Source organism: Pseudomonas sp. PGPR N4 (assembly GCF_059693665.1).
Window position 1 is genome coordinate 1,726,957 of record NZ_JCAUKV010000001.1, and the last position, 19,255, is coordinate 1,746,211.

General features: G+C 62.9%; 15 protein-coding genes and 4 tRNA genes. 1 reads left to right on the forward strand and 18 read right to left on the reverse strand.

Annotated elements, in window-relative coordinates:
• The first annotated feature begins 2 nt into the window (after positions 1 to 2).
• Positions 3 to 1,043, forward strand: coding sequence for an AraC family transcriptional regulator (locus tag AC58X1_RS07735; protein ID WP_101321393.1), 1,041 nt, complete (start codon positions 3 to 5; stop codon positions 1,041 to 1,043).
• Positions 1,044 to 1,294: 251 nt separating this feature from the next.
• Here the strand turns inward: AC58X1_RS07735 and AC58X1_RS07740 are convergent, their stop codons facing one another.
• The 18 genes from AC58X1_RS07740 to AC58X1_RS07825 all read right to left on the reverse strand — a co-directional run bounded on the left by AC58X1_RS07740 (position 1,295) and on the right by AC58X1_RS07825 (position 19,188).
• Positions 1,295 to 2,155, reverse strand: a complete 861-nt coding sequence (locus AC58X1_RS07740) for a DUF2242 domain-containing protein (protein WP_497428599.1) — start codon at positions 2,153 to 2,155, stop codon at positions 1,295 to 1,297.
• A 152-nt stretch (positions 2,156 to 2,307) separates the two neighbouring features.
• Positions 2,308 to 3,210: a homocysteine S-methyltransferase family protein gene (locus tag AC58X1_RS07745; RefSeq protein ID WP_497428600.1), complete on the reverse strand. Its 903-nt coding sequence runs from the start codon at positions 3,208 to 3,210 to the stop codon at positions 2,308 to 2,310.
• Positions 3,207 to 4,268 (reverse strand): ABC transporter substrate-binding protein, encoded by a 1,062-nt coding sequence (locus tag AC58X1_RS07750; protein ID WP_150570236.1) that lies wholly within the window; start codon positions 4,266 to 4,268, stop codon positions 3,207 to 3,209. The genes AC58X1_RS07745 and AC58X1_RS07750 overlap by 4 nt, the downstream gene beginning before the upstream one ends.
• A gap of 2 nt (positions 4,269 to 4,270) precedes the next feature.
• A complete protein-coding gene (locus AC58X1_RS07755) occupies positions 4,271 to 6,328 on the reverse strand; it encodes an ATP-binding cassette domain-containing protein (protein ID WP_497428780.1) in 2,058 nt (685 codons plus the stop codon).
• Positions 6,329 to 6,727: 399 nt separating this feature from the next.
• Positions 6,728 to 6,804: transfer RNA gene (locus AC58X1_RS07760), tRNA-Asp, on the reverse strand.
• Positions 6,805 to 6,945: 141 nt separating this feature from the next.
• Positions 6,946 to 7,022, reverse strand: a tRNA-Asp gene (locus AC58X1_RS07765).
• Between the two features lie 96 nt (positions 7,023 to 7,118).
• Positions 7,119 to 7,195, reverse strand: a tRNA-Asp gene (locus tag AC58X1_RS07770).
• A gap of 78 nt (positions 7,196 to 7,273) precedes the next feature.
• A tRNA-Val gene (locus AC58X1_RS07775) sits at positions 7,274 to 7,349 on the reverse strand.
• 137 nt (positions 7,350 to 7,486) lie between these two features.
• Positions 7,487 to 8,260, reverse strand: a complete 774-nt coding sequence (locus tag AC58X1_RS07780; protein ID WP_101321401.1) for an SDR family oxidoreductase — start codon at positions 8,258 to 8,260, stop codon at positions 7,487 to 7,489.
• Positions 8,257 to 9,468: an O-succinylhomoserine sulfhydrylase gene (locus tag AC58X1_RS07785; protein ID WP_101321403.1), complete on the reverse strand. Its 1,212-nt coding sequence runs from the start codon at positions 9,466 to 9,468 to the stop codon at positions 8,257 to 8,259. The genes AC58X1_RS07780 and AC58X1_RS07785 overlap by 4 nt, the downstream gene beginning before the upstream one ends.
• Before the next feature lie 14 nt (positions 9,469 to 9,482).
• Entirely contained in the window at positions 9,483 to 10,988 is a 1,506-nt protein-coding gene (gene purF / locus AC58X1_RS07790; RefSeq protein WP_101321405.1) for an amidophosphoribosyltransferase, read from the reverse strand.
• A gap of 42 nt (positions 10,989 to 11,030) precedes the next feature.
• A complete protein-coding gene (locus tag AC58X1_RS07795) occupies positions 11,031 to 11,585 on the reverse strand; it encodes a CvpA family protein (protein WP_101321407.1) in 555 nt (184 codons plus the stop codon).
• A gap of 120 nt (positions 11,586 to 11,705) precedes the next feature.
• Positions 11,706 to 12,356 (reverse strand): SPOR domain-containing protein, encoded by a 651-nt coding sequence (locus AC58X1_RS07800; protein WP_150570208.1) that lies wholly within the window; start codon positions 12,354 to 12,356, stop codon positions 11,706 to 11,708.
• Positions 12,340 to 13,647 carry a bifunctional tetrahydrofolate synthase/dihydrofolate synthase gene (gene folC, locus AC58X1_RS07805; RefSeq protein WP_497428601.1) on the reverse strand — a complete coding sequence of 436 codons (1,308 nt, stop codon included), beginning with the start codon at positions 13,645 to 13,647 and terminating at the stop codon, positions 12,340 to 12,342. The genes AC58X1_RS07800 and folC overlap by 17 nt, the downstream gene beginning before the upstream one ends.
• Positions 13,647 to 14,546, reverse strand: coding sequence for an acetyl-CoA carboxylase, carboxyltransferase subunit beta (gene accD, locus AC58X1_RS07810; RefSeq protein WP_101321413.1), 900 nt, complete (start codon positions 14,544 to 14,546; stop codon positions 13,647 to 13,649). Before accD ends, folC begins: the two co-directional genes overlap by 1 nt.
• Before the next feature lie 238 nt (positions 14,547 to 14,784).
• Positions 14,785 to 15,405 carry a phosphoribosylanthranilate isomerase gene (locus AC58X1_RS07815; RefSeq protein WP_497428602.1) on the reverse strand — a complete coding sequence of 207 codons (621 nt, stop codon included), beginning with the start codon at positions 15,403 to 15,405 and terminating at the stop codon, positions 14,785 to 14,787.
• 58 nt (positions 15,406 to 15,463) lie between these two features.
• Entirely contained in the window at positions 15,464 to 16,318 is an 855-nt protein-coding gene (gene truA / locus AC58X1_RS07820; protein ID WP_497428603.1) for a tRNA pseudouridine(38-40) synthase TruA, read from the reverse strand.
• Positions 16,319 to 16,437: 119 nt separating this feature from the next.
• On the reverse strand, positions 16,438 to 19,188 hold the full coding sequence (locus AC58X1_RS07825) for a motility hub landmark protein FimV (RefSeq protein WP_497428604.1): 2,751 nt from the start codon (positions 19,186 to 19,188) through the stop codon (positions 16,438 to 16,440).
• Positions 19,189 to 19,255 lie beyond the last annotated feature (67 nt).

The following is a 19,255-nucleotide window of genomic DNA, read 5'->3' on the forward strand; positions in this document are numbered from 1 at the left end:
CCATGCCCAGGCCGCGTGTGCGCCTCGGTGAATTGACTGTAGGGTTCGTCCAGCCTCTGGCCGAGGCCCTGCAACAGCTGGGGCATGACCCTACGCCGTTGCTCGAGCGTTACGGCCTGACCAGCAGCCGCCTCGCCCAGCCCGGCGCGCGCTTGTCGATACCGCGCTACATGCACCTGGGCCATGCAGCAATCAAGCTCAGCGGCGAGCCAGCGTTGGGCCTGCGCATGGGCTGCCTGAGCCGGCTGGCACAGACAGGTTTGGCCGGAGTCACCGCAGCTCAAGCACCGACGCTCGGCGAAGCTGCCCGCACCTTGCTGCGCTTCGAGCCGCTATATGCGGCCAACTACCGCGGCAGCTCGGTGTTTGTCGAAGACACGCAAGGCGCCTGGCTGCGCTTCTATTCGATCAGCCCCTACAACGACTACAACCGTTTCGTGGTCGACTCGCTGCTGTCGGGCTGGCTTGCGCAGTTAGGCCAGCTGGCGGGGCAGCCGGTGCAGGCAGAGCGAATGGAGATCGAATTTGCAGCGCCAAGCTACGCAGCGGGCTATCAGGCACTTTGTGCCACGCCGATACACTTCGCGGCCGAAGGTAATCAGCTGCGCCTGAGCCGGGCCACGCTTGAGCAGGCCAACCCGCAGCACTGCCCCAGCACCTGGCAGCAGCTGCTCCAGCTATGTGAAGTGGAGCTCGCCCAGCACACCCGTGTACGCAGCCTTGGCGAGCGCATCACGCATCTGCTCGGGCCGCTGCTTAACGGCGGGCGCGAGCCTGACCTGGAGGAAGTCGCCCGCCATTTGCAATTGCCGACCTGGACCCTGCGCCGCAAGCTTGCCGAAGAAGGCACGCGCTTTCGCAGCCTGCTCAACGACACCCGCCAGGATCTTGCCGAGACCTACATCCGCGACACGGAGCTGGCCTTCGGCGAGATTGCCTATCTGTTGGGGTTTGCTTCAGCAGAAGCCTTTCAACGTGCGTTCAAGCGCTGGACCGGGCTTACGCCGGGGGAGTTCCGGCGTAATCAACGGCGCACCGGTTAGAGCTCGGTGGCGTCGTCTGGTTCGGGGGCGTCCAGTTCATAGGCCTGATATTCGAGCAGCTCTTCCTGATAGTCGTCCATCGCCCTGCTTCCTCTTCACTCATGATGTTGGCTCATGTCGCCACGCTAAAGCGGGCGCATGACGCATTGATGACAAGCTTATGAGTGATAAACGTAGCAGGGGTTCGAATGATTAGCCTGGCAAGCTGTAACAACAAACTGCAAGGCCGATCGAGGCCTTGCAGAGGCCATTTACATCGAGGCTGGAGCAGCCTCGCTGGCCGGAGCCTCCTGCTGCACCTGGATCGGCGAAGCCTCGTTGGGTGGCGCGATCGGCTGCGAGCTGCGGCTGTCGTCTACCAGCGGCGCGGCAGGTGCCTCGCTGACGGGAGCAACGGCCGCTGGGGCGACTACAGGTGCTTCGGGAGCCGCTGGGGCCGCTGGGGCCGCTGCCGGCGCGACCGCTGCAGCCGGAGCCAATGCAGCCGGCGCTGGCGCTTGCTCCGGCAGGCCCAGATCTGGCGCTGGCTGTTGAGCCTTCGGCGCCTCCACCTTGGCTTCAGCCTTTTTCGCCTTCTTCGGTTTGGGCTTGGGCAGGAAGCTCTCGACCAGCGCGAAGTAGCGCTCATAGAACTGCGGCGCCGTGACGGTTTCGCTGGCCACCTTGACCATCGAATCATCGCTCGAACCGATTGGCATCGACACCGAGCCAAGAATGCCTACGCCAAGGCTGGCCGAGGTATTGGACTTTTTCAGCGCGTAGCGATCCTGCAGGGCGTTGGCGAACATCGTCGAACGCTGCTCATCGCTGCTGTCGGGTGCACAGGTGACGCTGAAGCTGATCTGCAGATGGTTGTCGCTGTTCTGCTGAAAGCTCTTGTTGCCGGCGATCTGGTTGTCGCCCGTGCTGGTGATGATATAGCCCTGGCTGAGCAACGCGCGCCGGGCCGCTTCGCAGGAGCCGGCGTCGCTGACCGGGAAGCTGCGCGAGTAGGTGCCCGAGTCATCGAAGTTCTCGTGCTCGTAGACCGCAGGTTTTTTCGAGGAGCAACCGGATACGCCCGCCAGCACAAGGGCCAGCCCGAGCGCACCGAAGACGGATGATCTGGACATCATGAATACCGGATTGGTCGAATGGCGCCTATTGTGCAACACATACCCGCTGACTTAAACCGTTGATCTGTGAAGAGGCTGTCAGCTTTGGCTAAAGCTGGGCTGCCTCAACACGGTGATAGGGGCGCTGTGAGCAAGATAGCAAGACGCGATCACCCTGCCGACAGGTGTGTATGCAACCGCTCGATGTGCTCCGGCCCGATCCCGCAGCAACCGCCAACGATGCTGGCTCCAGCGGCCACCCAGCTACTTGCCCACTGCAGATATGCCTGAGGGGTCAGATCATCACGAATCTCGAGCAAGGTACTATTGGCCTTGGCCGCCGCGCTGACTGGAGGAAACGCATTGGCATACACCCCAAGCTCGATGGCCTGACCGAGGCGCTGGATGACCACGCGCGCTTCATGCAAGGCCGCAGCCATCACCTCTGGCTGGCTGCAGTTGAACAACACGACGGCCGCGCCCAGCTCCGCCGCCACACGCACGGCCTCAGCCACCGTCTCACCTGAGCGCAAGCGCGGGGCCCCGGCGACCTCGCCCAGCAAGGTAAAGGACAACCACAGTGGCTTCGGCTGCGCACCCAGTGCCTCGGCCACGGCGCGAGCTTCGGCGACAGAGCTTTGTGTTTCCGCCAGCCAGACATCAACCCGCTCGCGCAAGCCAGCAATCAGTTGCCGGTGAATGGCGACACTGCGTGCATGATCGAACAAATCCGGGCGGTAAGATCCCAGCGCCGGCGGCAATGAGCCAGCCACCGTGACTGGCGCGGGAGACTCATCGGCAGCCTCGCGGGCAAGGCGCCCTGCCCTCTCGGCCAACGCCTGAGCATGCTCGGCAAAGCGCTCTTCACCGAGGTGAAACGGCACCACGGCATAGCTGTTGGTGCTGATGATCCTGGCGCCAGCGGCGATGAACGAGCGATGCGCCTGCAGCACGAACTCGGGCGCTTCAATCAATGCCAGCGCCGACCACTCCGGCTGCCTGAACGGTGCGCCGATGCGCTGCAGCTCACGGCCCATGCCGCCATCCAACAAACGAACAGAGGCTGCACTCATTGGTTGGCACTCACGGTCTGTTGAGGCTCGCCCAGCCAACGAGCAATGATGGCAGGGTTAGCCTTGACCCACGCCTTGGCTGCAATTTCAGCCGGCTGCTTTTCCTTTTCGATCTTGAGAATCAGGTCATTGAGCTGCGCAGGTTCGATAGCGACGTTTTGCAGAAACGCGGCAATTTTCGGTGCACGCTTTTGCAGGGCGACCGACGACAACACGTAAACCTTGGCATCCGGGTACGCGCAAGTGATCTGGCTTTTGTTGAGCCAGTCAGGGTCAACTGTAGGGCTGATGAACTTCCAGCAGCCGTCAGCCTTGTACAACGGATCCCCCTTCTTGTTGTCCTGGGCATACCCATCGAATGCCGGCTCCTGCAATCGGCGCAGGTCGAAGGCGGAGAATATCCAGTCCGGGGTATAGGCATAGAACACCACGCCTCGCCCTGCTTTGTAAGCTGCCGCCAGCCTGGAATAGGTGACCGCTGCCTCGGTGGAGATCGACTCGAATTTATCGGCAAACTGGTAATCCTTGGCCTTGATCTCACCGATGTAGGTTGACTCCCAGCCCGCTGGCCCGACCAGCAACTGCGCCTTGCCGCCGCCCGGTGGCTGGAAGAGCTCGGCGACTTCCGGCTTCTTCAGGTCATACACGGATTTCACCCCGTATTTGTCCTGCAGATAGCCGGGGATGTAAAAGCCTTGCTCGCCGGTGTACGGTTGTTTGTTCGGAAACAGCGAAGGGTTGGCACCGCTGACATATTTCGCCCAGGCAGCGGATTGGTTGGGCATCCAGATGTCGGTCAGCACGTCTACCGAACCATCGCCTTTCGACGCTGCGCTGAGCAGCACCGGGACGTCCCCCGCCAGGTAGGAGACGTCGGCGTCGAGGCGGCTCTGCAGCACTTCACCGAGGATGTACTGAATGGCGACTGCGCCAGTCCAGTTCTGTTCGCCAATGACGATCTTGTCCTTGGCCAACGCCGTGTTCGAACCGATGACGGCGGCCAGTACAGCCAGCGCGCCGAGGCTACGCGATAAAGATGGGTTCACGGTAAGTCTCACTTTCACTGGTAGAGTTGGCCTTGCTTGCGCAGGCTCGATTGAATGATCCGATCAGGGATCAGCGCGCACACGACAATCGCGATACCCGCAAGCACGCCCTCGCCGCCTTTGATGTTGCGCAGCGCAGTCATGACGTCGTAACCCAGGCCGCCGGCGCCGATCAAGGCAGCGACCACCACCATCGACAGGCTCATGACAATGGTTTGATTTATCCCCAGCAGCAGCGAACGCCGAGCCAGCGGCAGCTCCACCTTGCACAGCGTCTGCCAGGGGCTGGCGCCATGGGCGACGGCGGCTTCGAGGGCATCCTTGGGTACTTCCTGAATGCCCAGCGAGGTCAGGCGAATCATCGGCGCCAGCGCAAAAATCACAGTAGCAATCACCGCAGGCGTCTTGCCGACCGAAAAAAACACCACGGCAGGGATCAGATAGACAAACGTCGGCAAGGTCTGCATGACATCCAGCAACGGTGTCATCAGCCGCCGCAGCAGTGGCCGTTTAGCCAACAAGATCCCGCTGGGGACGCCGATGACCAGGGCAATCAGCACCGAGGAGCCGACCAGCGCCAGCGTGGCAATGGTGTGGTCCCAGAAGCCGAACACGCCGATATACGCCAAGGCGGCGGCGCTGGTGAACGCCAGCCCCCAGCCAGCCGAGCGCCAGGCAAGGTACACCAGCGTCAGTGCCGCAACCGGCCATGGCAACCAGCCCAACAGGTTTTCGACACCCTCGATCACCGTGCGCACGGCCACGATCACACCAACGAATGCACCCTCAAAGGTGACCTGCGACCAACCGATAAAGTCGTCGATTGCTTGTGCGGTTACCAGCAGCAACTGGCGGTTGACCGGAAACTGCAGCAACGCGTGGCTTGGCTCTGGTGCCGCCACACGCCATAGCACCAGCGCCTGGCAGACAACCACCAAGGCCAGCGGCAGTAGCCAGCCAGTACCTTCGCTTGCACCCGCATGACGGCTCAGCCTGACCGCAGTCAGGCGGCTTGCCAGCAGTGCCAGCAGCGCGAGAATGCTCAGCCACCCGGCAGTCGACTGTGCCAGCCCGACCAGCGCGGCTAGCTCGACCCCAAACGTGCCCCAGAAGGCTGCGCCTTTGCCGCGCGCCGCTAACGCGGCTGGCCCCTGCAGCGCTGCTTGCCACCAGGGCAAGGCGGTGCTGCCCGGCTGCGCCCGGCGCTCTGCTGGCAAGGCGGTCTGGGTTGACCTGCTCGCCGCAGCCGGCGGGGTCGAAGCGGGCTGGCAGTCGCGGAAGAAATCCGCCACTTCGCTGTCAGCCGGCTGCTCGAGCAACGTCTGCGGTGCGGCCAATTGCACCAGTCGCCCGCCGCGCATGACTGCTATACGGTCGGCCAGCCGCAACGCCTCAGCAGGATCATGGGTCACCAGCAAGGTGGTGATGCCACGCTCACGGACCAGGCTCAGAAAGTGCAGTTGCAGGTCTCGGCGAATAGTCGGGTCCAACGCGCTGAACGGCTCGTCCATCAACAGAATGTCCGGCTCCGACACCAGCGCCCTGGCCAGACCGACCCGCTGTTGCATACCACCGGAAAGCTCATGCGGATAATGCTCGCCCCAGCCCTCAAGCCCGACCGCCTTGAGCTGCACGGCAGCTGCCGCGTGCCGAGCGCCCTCGGCTTCACCGCTCAACTCCAGCGGCAATGCGACATTGTCGAGCACGGTGCGATGGGGCAGGAGACCAAAGTGCTGGAACACCATGCCGATGCGTCGTGACCTGAGTACCCGCAGCGCGCTGTTGCTCAAGCCACTGAGGGCCTGGCCGTCGATGAGCACTTCACCTTGGCTCGGCTTGATCAGACGGTTGATGTGACGCAGCAGGGTCGATTTTCCGCTGCCAGAGGTGCCCATCAGGCACAGGACCTCACCGCGGCGCACCTTGAGACTGACGTCATTGACCGCAGGCAGCGATGGCGTGCCCTTGCCACGCAAGTAGCGCTTGGTCACCGAGCGAAGTTCAAGCACCACGTCGCCGTCGTCCTGCTCGGAAACATTGAGATCAAGCTCTGACTCATACACTGGCGCCAGCGGCGATTGGATGACTGTCACGACGACTCCCGACAGATCAGCTGGGCCAAAACCGGCTCACAGGCTGACGAAAAAAAAGCGGGCGTCAGTGGGATATTGCTTCAGCCCGACGCCTGGACAACGCCTGACTGGACAGCAAGGCGTTGGGGTTGGGTTAAAGCTAAACGATCTTAAAAAAGCAAAATAAATACTTTTTTAGAATTAGCTTAGTCGTGTGCGTCGTAGTCACGAGGAGCGTCGGCATGCTTCAGCACGCAGGCACGCCTGAGCAAGCGTCACACTTCTATCGCTGAGTGGATACCGTCGATGAAGAGGGATAACTGCTGGAAACAAAAAAAGCGACCCGAAGGTCGCTTTCTCTGTGTGCTTCAAGGCGTTCAAGGGGCCTCGAAGCGAAGATGGCGCAGCGGACGGGACTCGAACCCGCGACCCCCGGCGTGACAGGCCGGTATTCTAACCGACTGAACTACCGCTGCGTATCATTCAGGCTTGCGCCTGTTTGAAACTGGGATCTGACCTACAGCAACCTGTGCTGGCGGTTCAGGCACAAAAAAAGCGATAACGTGATCGCTTCTTTTGTGTTGCTTCGAGGCGTTCAAAGGGCCTCGAGGCGAAGATGGCGCAGCGGACGGGACTCGAACCCGCGACCCCCGGCGTGACAGGCCGGTATTCTAACCGACTGAACTACCGCTGCGTATCGTTCAGGCTTGCGCCCGATTGAAACTGGGTCTGGCACAAAGGCTTGGCCTTTGAACCTCAGACCGGTGACAAGCACCCATCTGGAGAAAAGTGGCGCAGCGGACGGGACTCGAACCCGCGACCCCCGGCGTGACAGGCCGGTATTCTAACCGACTGAACTACCGCTGCGCATAGTGGACTTGCGTCCTGTTCCTCTCTACCGATTTGCTTCTTGCGAAGCTGACCAGTCAGGAACATCTCAGAAAGTGGTGGGTGATGACGGGATCGAACCGCCGACCCTCTGCTTGTAAGGCAGATGCTCTCCCGGCTGAGCTAATCACCCATATTCGCTTCAAGTGTTGCCTAGTTCTACCTAGTCTTGCTTGTTACGTTTACTTCGCTGAGGCCGCGAAATTTACGCAGGTACCGATGCTAAGTCAATACCCCCATTGAATTTTTTTTCAAAAAGGGCAAAACGGATCAGGTATAGATCATCTTCCGGCTCATGCCGCCGTCCACTACAAATTCCTGGCCGGTAACGAACCCGGCCTGACGCGACAGTAACCACGCCACCAACGCCGCGACGTCTTCCACTGTCCCTACCCTGCCGGTCGGATGCTGGGCGTGGTCGGCATCGGTCAACGGCTCAGCCCTGCGCTGGGACGGGTCACGTGCGTCGATCCAGCCCGGGCTCACCGCATTGACGCGAATCTCCGGGCCCAGGCTCATGGCCAGGGCGTGGGTCAGCGCCAGCAGCCCGCCCTTGCTCGCCGCATAAGCCTCGGTATCAGGCTCGGATTGGCGTGCACGGGTCGAGGTCAAGTTGACGATGGCGCCGCCATGGGCACGTAGATACGGCGCACAGTGCTTGGCCAGCAGCATCGGGCCATTCAGATTGACCGCCAGCACCCGGTTCCACTGGCTCAGGCTCAAACTCTCGAGGGTATGGTTGTGCGGGTTGGCGATGGCGGCGTTGCACACCAGTGCATCGAGGCGACCAAACTGGCCAAGCACCTCGGACACCCCGGCACTGACCTGGGCTTCATCGGCAACGTCCATGGTGATGAACCAGGCATTGTCGCCCAGGGCCTTGGCCACCTTGGCACCGCGCGGGCGGTCAAGGTCGCTGAGGACCACTTGCCAGCCCTCACAGATCAGCCAGGCGGCAATGCCCAGGCCGATGCCGCGGGCGGCACCGGTAACCAGGGCGACCCGACCGTTATGATCGGGCTCGCCGCCCTTCCAGTCGATCACAGCGCTGCCAGCCCACGCGCCAGGTCGGCTTGCAGGTCAGCAACGTCTTCCAGGCCAACCGCAATGCGGATCAGGCTGTCGCGGATACCCGCCGCCTCACGCTCCTGCGGCGACAGACGGCCGTGGGAAGTGGTCGCCGGGTGGGTGATGGTGGTCTTGCTGTCACCCAGGTTGGCCGTGATCGAGAGCAAACGGGTGGCATCGATGAAGCGCCAGGCGCCGTCTTTGCCGCCTCTGACCTCAAAGCTCACCACCGCACCGAAGTCACTCATCTGCCGTTTGGCCAGTTCGTGCTGCGGGTGGCTGGCGAGGCCAGCGTAGTGGACTTTCTCTACCCCATCCTGCTGCTCAAGCCACTGCGCCAGCGCCTTGGCACTCTCGCAATGGGCGCGCATACGCAGCTTGAGCGTCTCCAGGCCTTTGAGGAAGACCCAGGCGTTGAACGGGCTGAGGGTAGGCCCTGCGGTACGCAGAAAGCCCACTACTTCTTTCATCTGCTCACTACGCCCGGCCACCGCACCGCCCATGCAACGGCCTTGGCCATCGATGAACTTGGTTGCCGAATGCACGACGATGTCGGCACCCAGCTTCAGCGGTTGCTGCAGCGCTGGGGTGCTGAAGCAGTTGTCGACCACCAGCAGCGCGCCGCGGGCATGGGCGATCTCGGCCAGCGCGGCAATATCGACAAGCTCGGCCAGCGGATTGGACGGCGACTCGACGAACAGCAGCTTGGTGTTGGCCTTGATACCCTGCTCCCAACCGCTGAGCTCGGCCAGTGGCACGTAGTCCACCTCGACGCCAAAGCGCTTGAAGTACTTCTCGAACAGGCTGATGGTCGAGCCGAACACGCTTTGCGAGACCAGCACATGATCACCGGCGCTGCAAAGCGCCATCACCGTCGACAGGATCGCCGACATGCCGGTAGAGGTGCCGACTGCCTGTTCGGCGCCTTCCAGGGCCGCCAGACGCTCTTCAAAGGCGCGCACGGTCGGGTTGGTATAGCGCGAATAGACGTTGCCCGGTGTTTCACCGGCAAACCGCGCAGCTGCATCGGCAGCCGTGCGGAACACGTAGCTGGAGGTGAAGAACAGCGCGTCGCTGTGCTCAGCCTCCGGCGTGCGGTATTGACCGGCGCGCACCGCCAGGGTGTCGAAAGCGACACCCTCGAGGTCGCTGTCCAGTCGCCCGGCATCCCATTGATCCGTCATGCCGTCACTCCCAATCAGTTGTTGTAGAGGTCGATGATCGCGCTGACAGCCTGAGTCTTGACCTTCGCCGCATCGTTGCGATTTTGCTCGATACGGTCCAGGTAGGCGTCGTCGATGTCGCCGGTGACGTATTCACCGTCGAACACTGCGCAGTCGAAATGCTCGATCTTGATCTTGCCGCCACCGACCGAATCGATCAGGTCTGGCAAGTCCTGATAGATCAGCCAGTCGGCGCCGATCAACTCGGCCACCTGGTCGGTGGTACGGTTGTGGGCGATCAGTTCGTGGACACTCGGCATGTCGATGCCGTAGACGTTGGGGTAACGCACTGCCGGGGCAGCGGAACAGAAGTAGACGTTTTTCGCGCCGGCCTCGCGGGCCATCTGGATGATCTGCTTGCAGGTGGTACCGCGCACGATCGAGTCGTCGACGAGCATCACGTTCTTGCCGCGGAATTCCAGCTCGATGGCGTTGAGCTTCTGGCGCACCGACTTCTTGCGCGCGGCCTGGCCGGGCATGATGAAGGTACGGCCGATGTAGCGGTTCTTGACGAAGCCTTCGCGGAACTTCACGCCCAGACGGTTGGCCAGCTCCAGCGCTGCGGTACGGCTGGTGTCCGGAATCGGGATAACCACGTCGATGTCATGCTCAGGACGCTCGCGCATGATCTTGTCGGCGAGTTTCTCGCCCATGCGCAGCCGCGCCTTGTACACCGAGACGCCATCCATGATCGAGTCAGGACGCGCCAGGTAGACGTGCTCGAAGATGCACGGCTTGAGCATTGGGTTATGCGCGCACTGCTTGGTGTGCAGCTGGCCTTCCTCGGTGATGTACACCGCTTCGCCCGGTGCCAGGTCACGGATCAGGGTGAAGCCGAGCACGTCGAGGGCGACGCTTTCGGAGGCGATCATGTACTCCACGCCCTCGTCGGTGTGACGCTGGCCGAACACCACCGGGCGAATGCCGTTGGGGTCACGGAAGCCGACGATGCCGTAGCCGGTGATCATCGCTACTACCGCGTAACCACCAACACAACGGCTGTGCACGTGGGAGACCGCCGCGAAGACGTCTTCTTCGGTAGGCTGCAGCTTGCCGCGCACGGCCAGCTCGTGGGCGAACACGTTGAGCAGCACTTCCGAATCGGAATTGGTGTTGACGTGGCGCAGATCGGACTCGTAGATCTCCTTTGCCAACTGCTCGACATTGGTCAAGTTGCCGTTGTGGGCCAAGGTGATGCCGTACGGCGAGTTGACGTAGAACGGCTGGGCCTCGGCCGAGGTCGAGCTGCCCGCAGTCGGGTAGCGCACGTGGCCAATGCCCATGTGGCCGACCAGACGCTGCATGTGCCGCTGCTGGAATACGTCGCGCACCAGGCCATTGTCCTTGCGCAGGAATAACCGGCCGTCATGGCTGGTGACGATACCGGCAGCATCCTGGCCGCGGTGCTGGAGGACCGTAAGCGCATCATACAGCGCCTGATTGACGTTCGACTTACCGACAATACCGGTGATGCCACACATGCGACGCAACCCCTACTTTGATGAAACTTGAGTGAATAGCGCTCAAGGCCGCGATGGCCCCAGCAACTGTTCCTTGAACGGAAGATCAGCAGGTGCGCTGATCCCACTGGACATCCACTGGCTGGTGAAACCCAGGATAAGGTTTTTCGACCAGTCAGCGACCAATAGAAATTGAGGTATCAGGCGCGACTCTTGCCACCATGGGTCCTGTTGTACAGGGCCAAGGCTGAGCAGACCGACTGCCACGACAACCAAAAGGGCTCCACGGGCGGCGCCGAAGGCCATGCCCAGAAAGCGATCGGTGCCGGACAGCCCGGTCACGCGGATCAGCTCGCCTATCAGGAAATTGAGCATCGCCCCGACAATCAGCGTGGCGACAAAAAGAATGGTACAGCCGGCGATGACCCGTGCCGAAGGCGTCTGGATGTAGCTTTCCAGGTACTGCGCCAACGAGCCGCCGAACATCCAGGCAACCGCACCCGCGGTAATCCAGATGACCAGCGACAGGGCTTCCTTGACGAAGCCGCGTGTCAAACTGATCAATGTGGAGACGGCGATAACAGCGATGATCGCCCAATCAACCCAGGTAAATGCCACGGTGCCGCCTGCATACGTTTGAGGCGGCGCATTTTACCAGAGCAACGGGCTGGGAGTAAGCGGAATGTCAGGGTGTTGCTTCACCAGCGCTGGCGACGCTGGCAAAGCGACATTCCGGACTCAGTTGCGCTCGGGCTGGAAGCGGGTGACAAAGCCCTTGAGCTTCTGCTGACGGTTGATCACATCACGCAGGCGCTCGGCCTCGGCGCGCTCGATCAACGGCCCGACGTAGACCCGGTTCATGCCATCGGCGGAGCGGATGTAGGCGTTGTAACCCTGGCTGCGCAGGGTCTTTTGCAAGTTGTCGGCACCGGCCCGGTTGGACAGACTGGCCAACTGGATCGACCAACTGACCGGCAGACCATTGGTATCGATCTTGGACGCGGCGGCAGGCTTGGTGGCGGCGGCGCTGGCGGTGGCTGGCGCGGTGACCGGCGCACGGTTCTCGACCTTCGGCGCAGGCGCTGGCGCAGTTACCGGCGCTGGCGACGGTGCAGCACTGATAGGCTGGCTCGGCGTGGACGGTGGCGCGGTCGACTCATCGACCACCACCGGTGGCTGCTCGACAATCGGCTGCTGCTCGGGCACCTGGATCGTCTCGACCTGCACCTGCGGCAAGCTCGGCATAGCCGGGGCCTCGGGCGCATCGACCCGGACCTGGCGCATCTCGTCTTCGCGGGTGAACAGCATCGGCAAGAAGATCACCGCCAGTGCAACCAGCACCAACGCACCGACCATGCGCTGTTTCATTCCCTTATCCAGCACTGCCATTTACTCCGCCCTCAGGAGCCTGCTGCGCAAGCCATTGCAAGGCCTGGGCAACACAGAAAAACGAACCGAACAGCACGATCTGATCATAGCCGGTCGCGTGTGCGCACTGGCCCTGCAAAGCGGCCTCGACGCTGGGGTAAGACTTCACCGACTGGCCAAGGTTCGTCAAGGCCTGCGCAAGCTCGCCAGCCGGGCGACTGCGCGGGGTGTCGAGCGGTGCCACGGCCCAGCTGTCGAACAGCCCCTGCAGCGGCGCGAGCACGCCGTCGAGGTCCTTGTCGGCGAGCAGGCCGAACACCGCCAGGCGTTTGCCCAGTGGTGGCCTGGAAGCCAGCCGTCGCGCCAGGTACTCGGCCGCATGCGGGTTGTGGCCGACATCCAGCAGGACCTCGACAGGTGTACCCTGCCAAGTCAGCGAACGCCGGTCGAGGCGACCGGTCATGCGCGTGTCCAGCAGTGCCTGACGTACCTGCGCCGCGTCCCACTCCAGCCCCATCAGCAGATAGGCCTGCAACGCGAGCGCGGCGTTTTCCATAGGCAGATCGAGCAACGGCAGGTCATGCAGTTCGACCGCCGCGCCATCCAGGGTCCGCCCCCGCCAGTGCCAGCTATCGGCAGCCAGGCTCAGGTCAAAATCGCGGCTGCGCAGGAACAACGGGCAGTCCAGCTCGCGGGCTTTATCCAGCAACGGCTGCGGCGGCTCGAGATCACCACACAGGGCCGGTTTGCCCGGACGGAAGATGCCCGCCTTCTCGAACGCCACCGACTCTCGCGTGTCGCCCAGGTATTCGACGTGATCGACGCCGATACTGGTGACCAGCGCCAGATCGGCATCGACAAGATTGACGGTATCCAGCCGCCCACCGAGGCCGACTTCAAGCACCACGGCATCCAGCGCCGACCGCTCGAACAGCCAGAACGCCGCCAGGGTGCCCATCTCGAAATAGGTCAAGGAGGTGTCACCGCGTGCAGCCTCGACGGCGACAAACGCCTCGCACAGGCGCTCATCGCTGGCATCGACGCCATCGATGCGCACCCGCTCGTTGTAGCGCAGCAGGTGCGGCGAGCTGTACACGCCAACGCGCAGGCCCTGGGCCTTGAGCAACGCTGCGACAAAGGCACAGGTCGAGCCCTTGCCGTTGGTGCCGGTAACCGTCACTACCCGCTGCGCCAGCTTGCCCAGCCCGAGCCGCTGCGCCACCTGCTGCGAACGCTCCAGGCCCATGTCGATGGCTGAAGGGTGCAACTGCTCGAGATAGGCGAGCCATTCGCCGAGGGTGCGCTGACTCATCAGGCGACGGCCGCCACTTCCTGCACCAGGGCCTGGGCAGGCGTTGGCTGACCGGTCATCTGCGCCAGCAGACGGGCCAGACGTGGACGCAGTTCAGGACGGGAGATGATCAGGTCGATGGCACCGTGCTCCAGCAGGAACTCGCTGCGCTGGAAGCCTTCTGGCAGCTTCTCGCGCACGGTCTGCTCGATTACGCGCGGGCCGGCGAAGCCGATCAGCGCCTTGGGCTCGCCAACGATCACGTCGCCGAGCATAGCCAGCGAAGCAGAAACGCCGCCATAAACCGGGTCGGTCAGCACCGAAATGAACGGGATGCCTTCTTCACGCAGACGCGCCAGCACTGCCGAGGTCTTGGCCATCTGCATCAGCGAGATCAGCGCTTCCTGCATGCGCGCACCGCCGGAAGCGGAGAAGCAGATCATCGGGCAGCGATGTTCCAGGGCATAGTTGGCAGCACGCACGAAGCGTTCACCGACCACGGCACCCATCGAGCCCCCCATGAACGAGAATTCGAAGGCGCTGACCACGACCGGCATGCCCATCAGGGTGCCGCTCATGGAGATCAGGGCGTCTTTCTCGCCGGTCTGCTTCTGCGCGCCGACCAGACGGTCCTTGTACTTCTTGCCATCGCGGAACTTGAGGCGGTCGACCGGTTCCAGATCGGCACCCAGCTCGGCACGGCCTTCGGCGTCGAGGAAGATGTCGATGCGCGCACGGGCACCGATACGCATGTGGTGGTTGCACTTGGGGCAGACGTCGAGGGTCTTTTCCAGCTCCGGGCGATACAGCACGTTCTCGCAGGCCGGGCACTTGTGCCAAAGGCCTTCAGGCACCGAGCTTTTCTTCACCTCGGAACGCATGATCGAAGGGATCAGTTTGTCGACTAACCAGTTGCTCATGCTTCGTCTCTCCAGTATTTGACGGACGGGGACCGGTCACGCCGGCCAAGCCCTGCCCTTGAGCTCAATTTTTTCAAATGATTCGCTACCAGCTCGGTTCCGTGGCCCGCGGTAGTGCGGTGCCGGCCGGACGACCGGGCCGTGTTCAATCTGTTCGGCTGCGCCACAGCGCGCGCCGGGCAGCACCAGGCTGCGAAAGCTATGGACGATGGCGCGCGGCCAGCCGTCACATCTGCACTCATGCCTGGCGCACTGCGCGCATGAACGCTTCGATCCTGGCCGCGTCCTTGATGCCCTTGGCCTGCTCGACGCCGCCGCTGACATCCACCGCATACGGCTGCACCTGGGCGATTGCCTGGGCGACGTTGTCTGCGCTCAGGCCGCCGGCAAGGATGATCGGCTTGCTTAACTGCGCCGGCACCAACGACCAGTCGAACGCCTCGCCGGTGCCACCAGGCACGCCGGCGACGAACGTATCCAGCAGAATTCCGCTGGCACCCGCGTAGTACTGGCAAGCCGCCTCCAGATCATCCCCCGGGCGCACCCTCAGGGCCTTGATGTATGGCCGGTTGAAGCCCACACAGTCGCTCGGGGTTTCGTCGCCGTGGAACTGTAGCAGGTCCAACGGCACCGCCTCGAGGATCTCGTTGAGTTCGCAGCGTGAGGCATTGACGAACAAACCGACCGTGGTCACGAACGGCGGCAGCGCGGCGATGATCGCCCGCGCCTGGTGCACGTCGACCGCACGCGGGCTCTTGGCGTAGAACACCAGACCAATGGCATCGGCGCCTGCGTCGGCGGCAGCCAGGGCATCCTCGATGCGGGTAATCCCGCAGATTTTGCTGCGCACGTTGCTCATGGACGGCGACCCTCGGTAATCGATAGGGGGCGGATGGTAGCAAACGCTGGATGCCGCGTCAGTCCGCCAAGGTATCGAAACCGCTGAGAAAGTGTGGGCCGATGTAACGCTGAGGCAGCACGAATGGCTCGGGATATTCGACCTGCACCAGGTACAGCCCATACGGATGCGCGGTAACTCCGGCTTCGCGCCGGTCGCGGCTTTCCAGCACTTCACGAGCCCAGGCCACTGGCCGCTCACCGCTGCCGATGCTCATCAACACACCAGCGATGTTACGCACCATGTGGTGCAGAAAGGCGCTGGCGCGGATGTCGAGCACGATCATCTGGCCGTGCCGGGTCACGCGCAGGTGGTACATCTCCTTGACCGGCGACTTGGCCTGACACTGGCTGGCGCGAAAGGCGCTGAAGTCGTGGGTACCGAGCAGGCATCGAGCGGCCTCGGCCATGCGCTCGACGTCGAGTGGGCGGTGGTTCCAGGTGACTTCCTCGGCCAGGTGCGCCGGGCGGATCGGATCATTGTAGATGACGTAGCGATAACGTCGGGCGTTGGCTTTGAAGCGGGCGTGAAAATCCGCCGGCATGACCGTCGCCCAGGTCACGCTGATGTCGTGGGGCAGATTGTAATTGGTACCCATGGTCCAGGCACGCTCGTCGCGCAACGCATTGGTATCGAAATGCACAACTTGACCACTGGCATGCACACCGGCATCGGTGCGCCCGGCGCAAGACACGGTAATGGGTGCATTGGCCACCTTCGACAGGGCCTGCTCAAGCGCCTGCTGAACACTCGGTACGCCACTGGTCTGGCGCTGCCAGCCACGGTAGCGGGCGCCCTTGTATTCCACGCCCAGGGCAATCCGGGAGAAGCCTTCGGCCGCCGATTCGGCCCGGTCGATGTCGATGATGTCCAAGTAACTGAAACCTGTGGATGGAACAAAAGGCGGCAGTATAACGACAACGGCAGCCGATAGGGCTGCCGTTGCCGGGCAGGCGCCATGTCGGCCCTGCCCCGTTCTGCTGAACTGGCTGACTAGACCAGACGCGAGAGCATGTCCTCAGCTTCGCTGCGCTGGGTGTCGTCGCCGTCCTTGACCACTTCATCAAGGATGTCCCGCGCGCCTTGATGGTCACCCATGTCGATGTAGGCACGCGCCAGGTCAAGCTTGGTCGCGACCTCATCGGCGCCGGAGAAGAAGTCGAAGTCCAAATCGTCCAGCGGCTCCAGCTCCTGCTCGGCATCGGCGGCCGTGAACTGCGGCTCGAGCGGCGGGGTTTCCAGGCTCTGCGACAGCTTGTCGAGTTCGGCGTTGACGTCGTCCAGCTCGGAGGCGAAGTTCTGCGCTGCCGGCGAGTCGTCGTCCAGCGACAGCGACAGATCGAAGTCGTCTGGCAGCTCCAGCTCGGAGATCGGATCGAACTCGGGGATTTCGTCGAATGCGGCCAGTTCCGCCGCGACATCTACCGGTGGCTCTGCTGCCGGCGGCTCGACTGCTACGTCGCCGACGTCAAGGTCGAAGTCAGCCAGGTCATCAACGGCCTGCGGCTCGGCCTGGGCCTGGGCCTGGGCTTGCGCCTGTGCCAGCAGCGCTTCGAAATCATCGTCCGCGTCGGTAGCGGCAGCGACAGGTTCAACCGGCTCGCTCAGCTCGGTTTGCGGATTATCGTCCAGCGTTACCGTGAGGTCGTCCTGGGGCTGCGCCTGCAGTGGCTCATCCAGCAACAGGTCATCGTCCAGGCTGAGGTCGAAGGCAGTGTCCAGATCGTCTTCGGCAACCGGTTCGATATCGGCCAGTGCGGCCGGCTCGGGCTCAGGCTCTGCTGCAGGTGCGGGCTCGGTGATTACCGGCTCGGGCTCGAAAGACAGATCGTCAAGCACCGGCTCCGGCTCGACAGCGGCCGGGATGTCCTGTTCGTCCTGCAGCAGCTCCTGTACGTACTGCTCGTCCAGCTCAGCGGCCAGCGCCGCAGCACCGAGGCCGGCAGCTGCCACTGCAACCATGGCCGGGAAGCGCTCGCGCAGCGAGTCGACTTCGGCTTGATTGGCTGGGTTGGCGGGCAACTGGCGTTCCTGCTCGACAAAGGCGTTTTGATCGCCCTGGCGCGCGTAGACTTCCATCAGTTTGAGGCGCAGATCGCTGCGTTCCGGCTCGGCAGCAACCGCTGGTTCGAGCAGGTCGGCGGCGTGATTCAGGCGACCACGAGCCAGGCTCAGGTCGACTTCCGCGAGCAGTGGATCAGTCGTATCGGCTTGAGCTGCGGGCTCAGCCTCCACCACTGGTACCACCGGAGCAACCGGCACCACCGGTTTCTCGGCCGCTGTCGCCGCTGCTGCCGACGCTGCTACCACCGCTGGTGCAAGGGTCACGCTCGGCGCCGACATGTCCAGACCGTCGAAGCTGCCAGGTGGCAGATCCAGATCAGGGTTGCGCTCGCCCTCCTCCGACAAGGCACGGGCCATGCGCAGGTGTTTTTCGGCCTCTTGGTCGGCTTTGCGCTTACGCGCCAGCAAGAGCAGGAGCAACAGCAGCACGAGCAGCGCGGAACCGGCGATCAGCGCCAGCAACAGCGGGTTGCCGAGCAACTGGTCCAGAGCGCTCTGTTCCGGCTTGACCTCATCTGCAGGAGCGACTTGCGGCGCAGTATCCACAGCAGCTGGCGCAGGTGTAACCACCGGCTCGGCCGGGGCCAGTTGCGCATCGACAGCAGGTACAGCAGGCTGAGCAGGCGTCTCTGCACCAGGCAGCGCAGCTGCAGCGGCCGGGTCTGGCTCGGCCGCGCCTTGGGCTTCAAGGCGGGCCAGCTGGTCGTTCTTCATCTGGATCAGACGCTGCAGCTTGTCCAGCTGGCTCTGCAGGTCGGTCATGCGGCTTTTCAGTTCGTCGTTGTCACGACGGCTGGTGTCCAGGCTTTCCTGGGCCACGGCCAGCTTGTCACTGACCGCCTTGGCATCGTTCCTGGCGGTCTTGCCGCCAGGGGTCACCAGGCGCAGGTTGTCGCCTTGAGCGATCTGCGCGGGCGTGGCTTCAGCGGCACCGCGGCGAGTGGCATCGAGCTGGCGGGCGCGCGGCCCGAGCCTGCGCCCTTCACGCCAGGCGGCATATTGCTCGGCCACATCGCGATTGGCCTCACCCTGCGGGATGCTCTGGATCTGTTGCTGATCAGGCAGGCGCAGCACCTGACCGACCTTGAGCTGGTTGATGTTGTTGCCGATGAACGCGTCCGGGTTGAGCGCCTGGATCGCCAGCATGGTCTGCTGCACCGAGCCACCCTGGCTGTTGCGCGCAGCAATCTGCCAAAGCGTGTCGCGGCGCTTGGTGGTGTAGTTGGCGGCACCACTCACGGCCGGGTTTATATTGGCTGCAGCAGGCTGCGCGCCTTGGGCCTGGGCCTGGTCGAGGAGAACGCTGTAGTCACGCAGCAATCGCCCCTGCGGCCACATTACCTGCACCAGGAACTTGACCACCGGCTCCGGCAACGGCCGACTGGAAGTAACCCGCAACACGCTCTTGCCGTTGGGGCTGAGCACCGTGGTGAAGGTCAGGTCCTCGACGTAGGACGGATAGGCCACCCCGGCCTTGGCGAACTCTTCGCGCGAAGCGAGGCTAGGTGCCACCTCGGCAGCGGTGAGGTCGCGAACGTCGAGCAGTTCGATCTCAGCGTCCAGCGGTTGGTTTTGCGCCGACTTCAATGTCAGCTCACCCAACCCCAGAGCATTGGCCATGCCAGACGACAGCGCCGAAGCTGCCGCCATGGCCAGAACCAGTTTGCGAATTCGAAGCATGACCTCTTCCCTTGTATGAATCGTCCCGAAACCTGCATGCGGTGCAGGACAAAAGTGCTCAGCAGTA

What these genes read in the sequence shown, in the direction of transcription:
- AC58X1_RS07745 (WP_497428600.1), bottom strand. Translation starts at nt 3,210, where the DNA reads ATGAGTGCAGCCTCTGTTCGTTTGTTGGATGGCGGCATGGGCCGTGAG.
- accD (WP_101321413.1), bottom strand. Translation starts at nt 14,546, where the DNA reads ATGAGCAACTGGTTAGTCGACAAACTGATCCCTTCGATCATGCGTTCC.
- folC (WP_497428601.1), bottom strand. Translation starts at nt 13,647, where the DNA reads ATGAGTCAGCGCACCCTCGGCGAATGGCTCGCCTATCTCGAGCAGTTG.
- AC58X1_RS07735 (WP_101321393.1), top strand. Translation starts at nt 3, where the DNA reads ATGCCCAGGCCGCGTGTGCGCCTCGGTGAATTGACTGTAGGGTTCGTC.
- purF (WP_101321405.1), bottom strand. Translation starts at nt 10,988, where the DNA reads ATGTGTGGCATCACCGGTATTGTCGGTAAGTCGAACGTCAATCAGGCG.
- AC58X1_RS07825 (WP_497428604.1), bottom strand. Translation starts at nt 19,188, where the DNA reads ATGCTTCGAATTCGCAAACTGGTTCTGGCCATGGCGGCAGCTTCGGCG.
- AC58X1_RS07740 (WP_497428599.1), bottom strand. Translation starts at nt 2,155, where the DNA reads ATGTCCAGATCATCCGTCTTCGGTGCGCTCGGGCTGGCCCTTGTGCTG.
- AC58X1_RS07815 (WP_497428602.1), bottom strand. Translation starts at nt 15,405, where the DNA reads ATGAGCAACGTGCGCAGCAAAATCTGCGGGATTACCCGCATCGAGGAT.
- AC58X1_RS07785 (WP_101321403.1), bottom strand. Translation starts at nt 9,468, where the DNA reads ATGACGGATCAATGGGATGCCGGGCGACTGGACAGCGACCTCGAGGGT.
- AC58X1_RS07800 (WP_150570208.1), bottom strand. Translation starts at nt 12,356, where the DNA reads ATGGCAGTGCTGGATAAGGGAATGAAACAGCGCATGGTCGGTGCGTTG.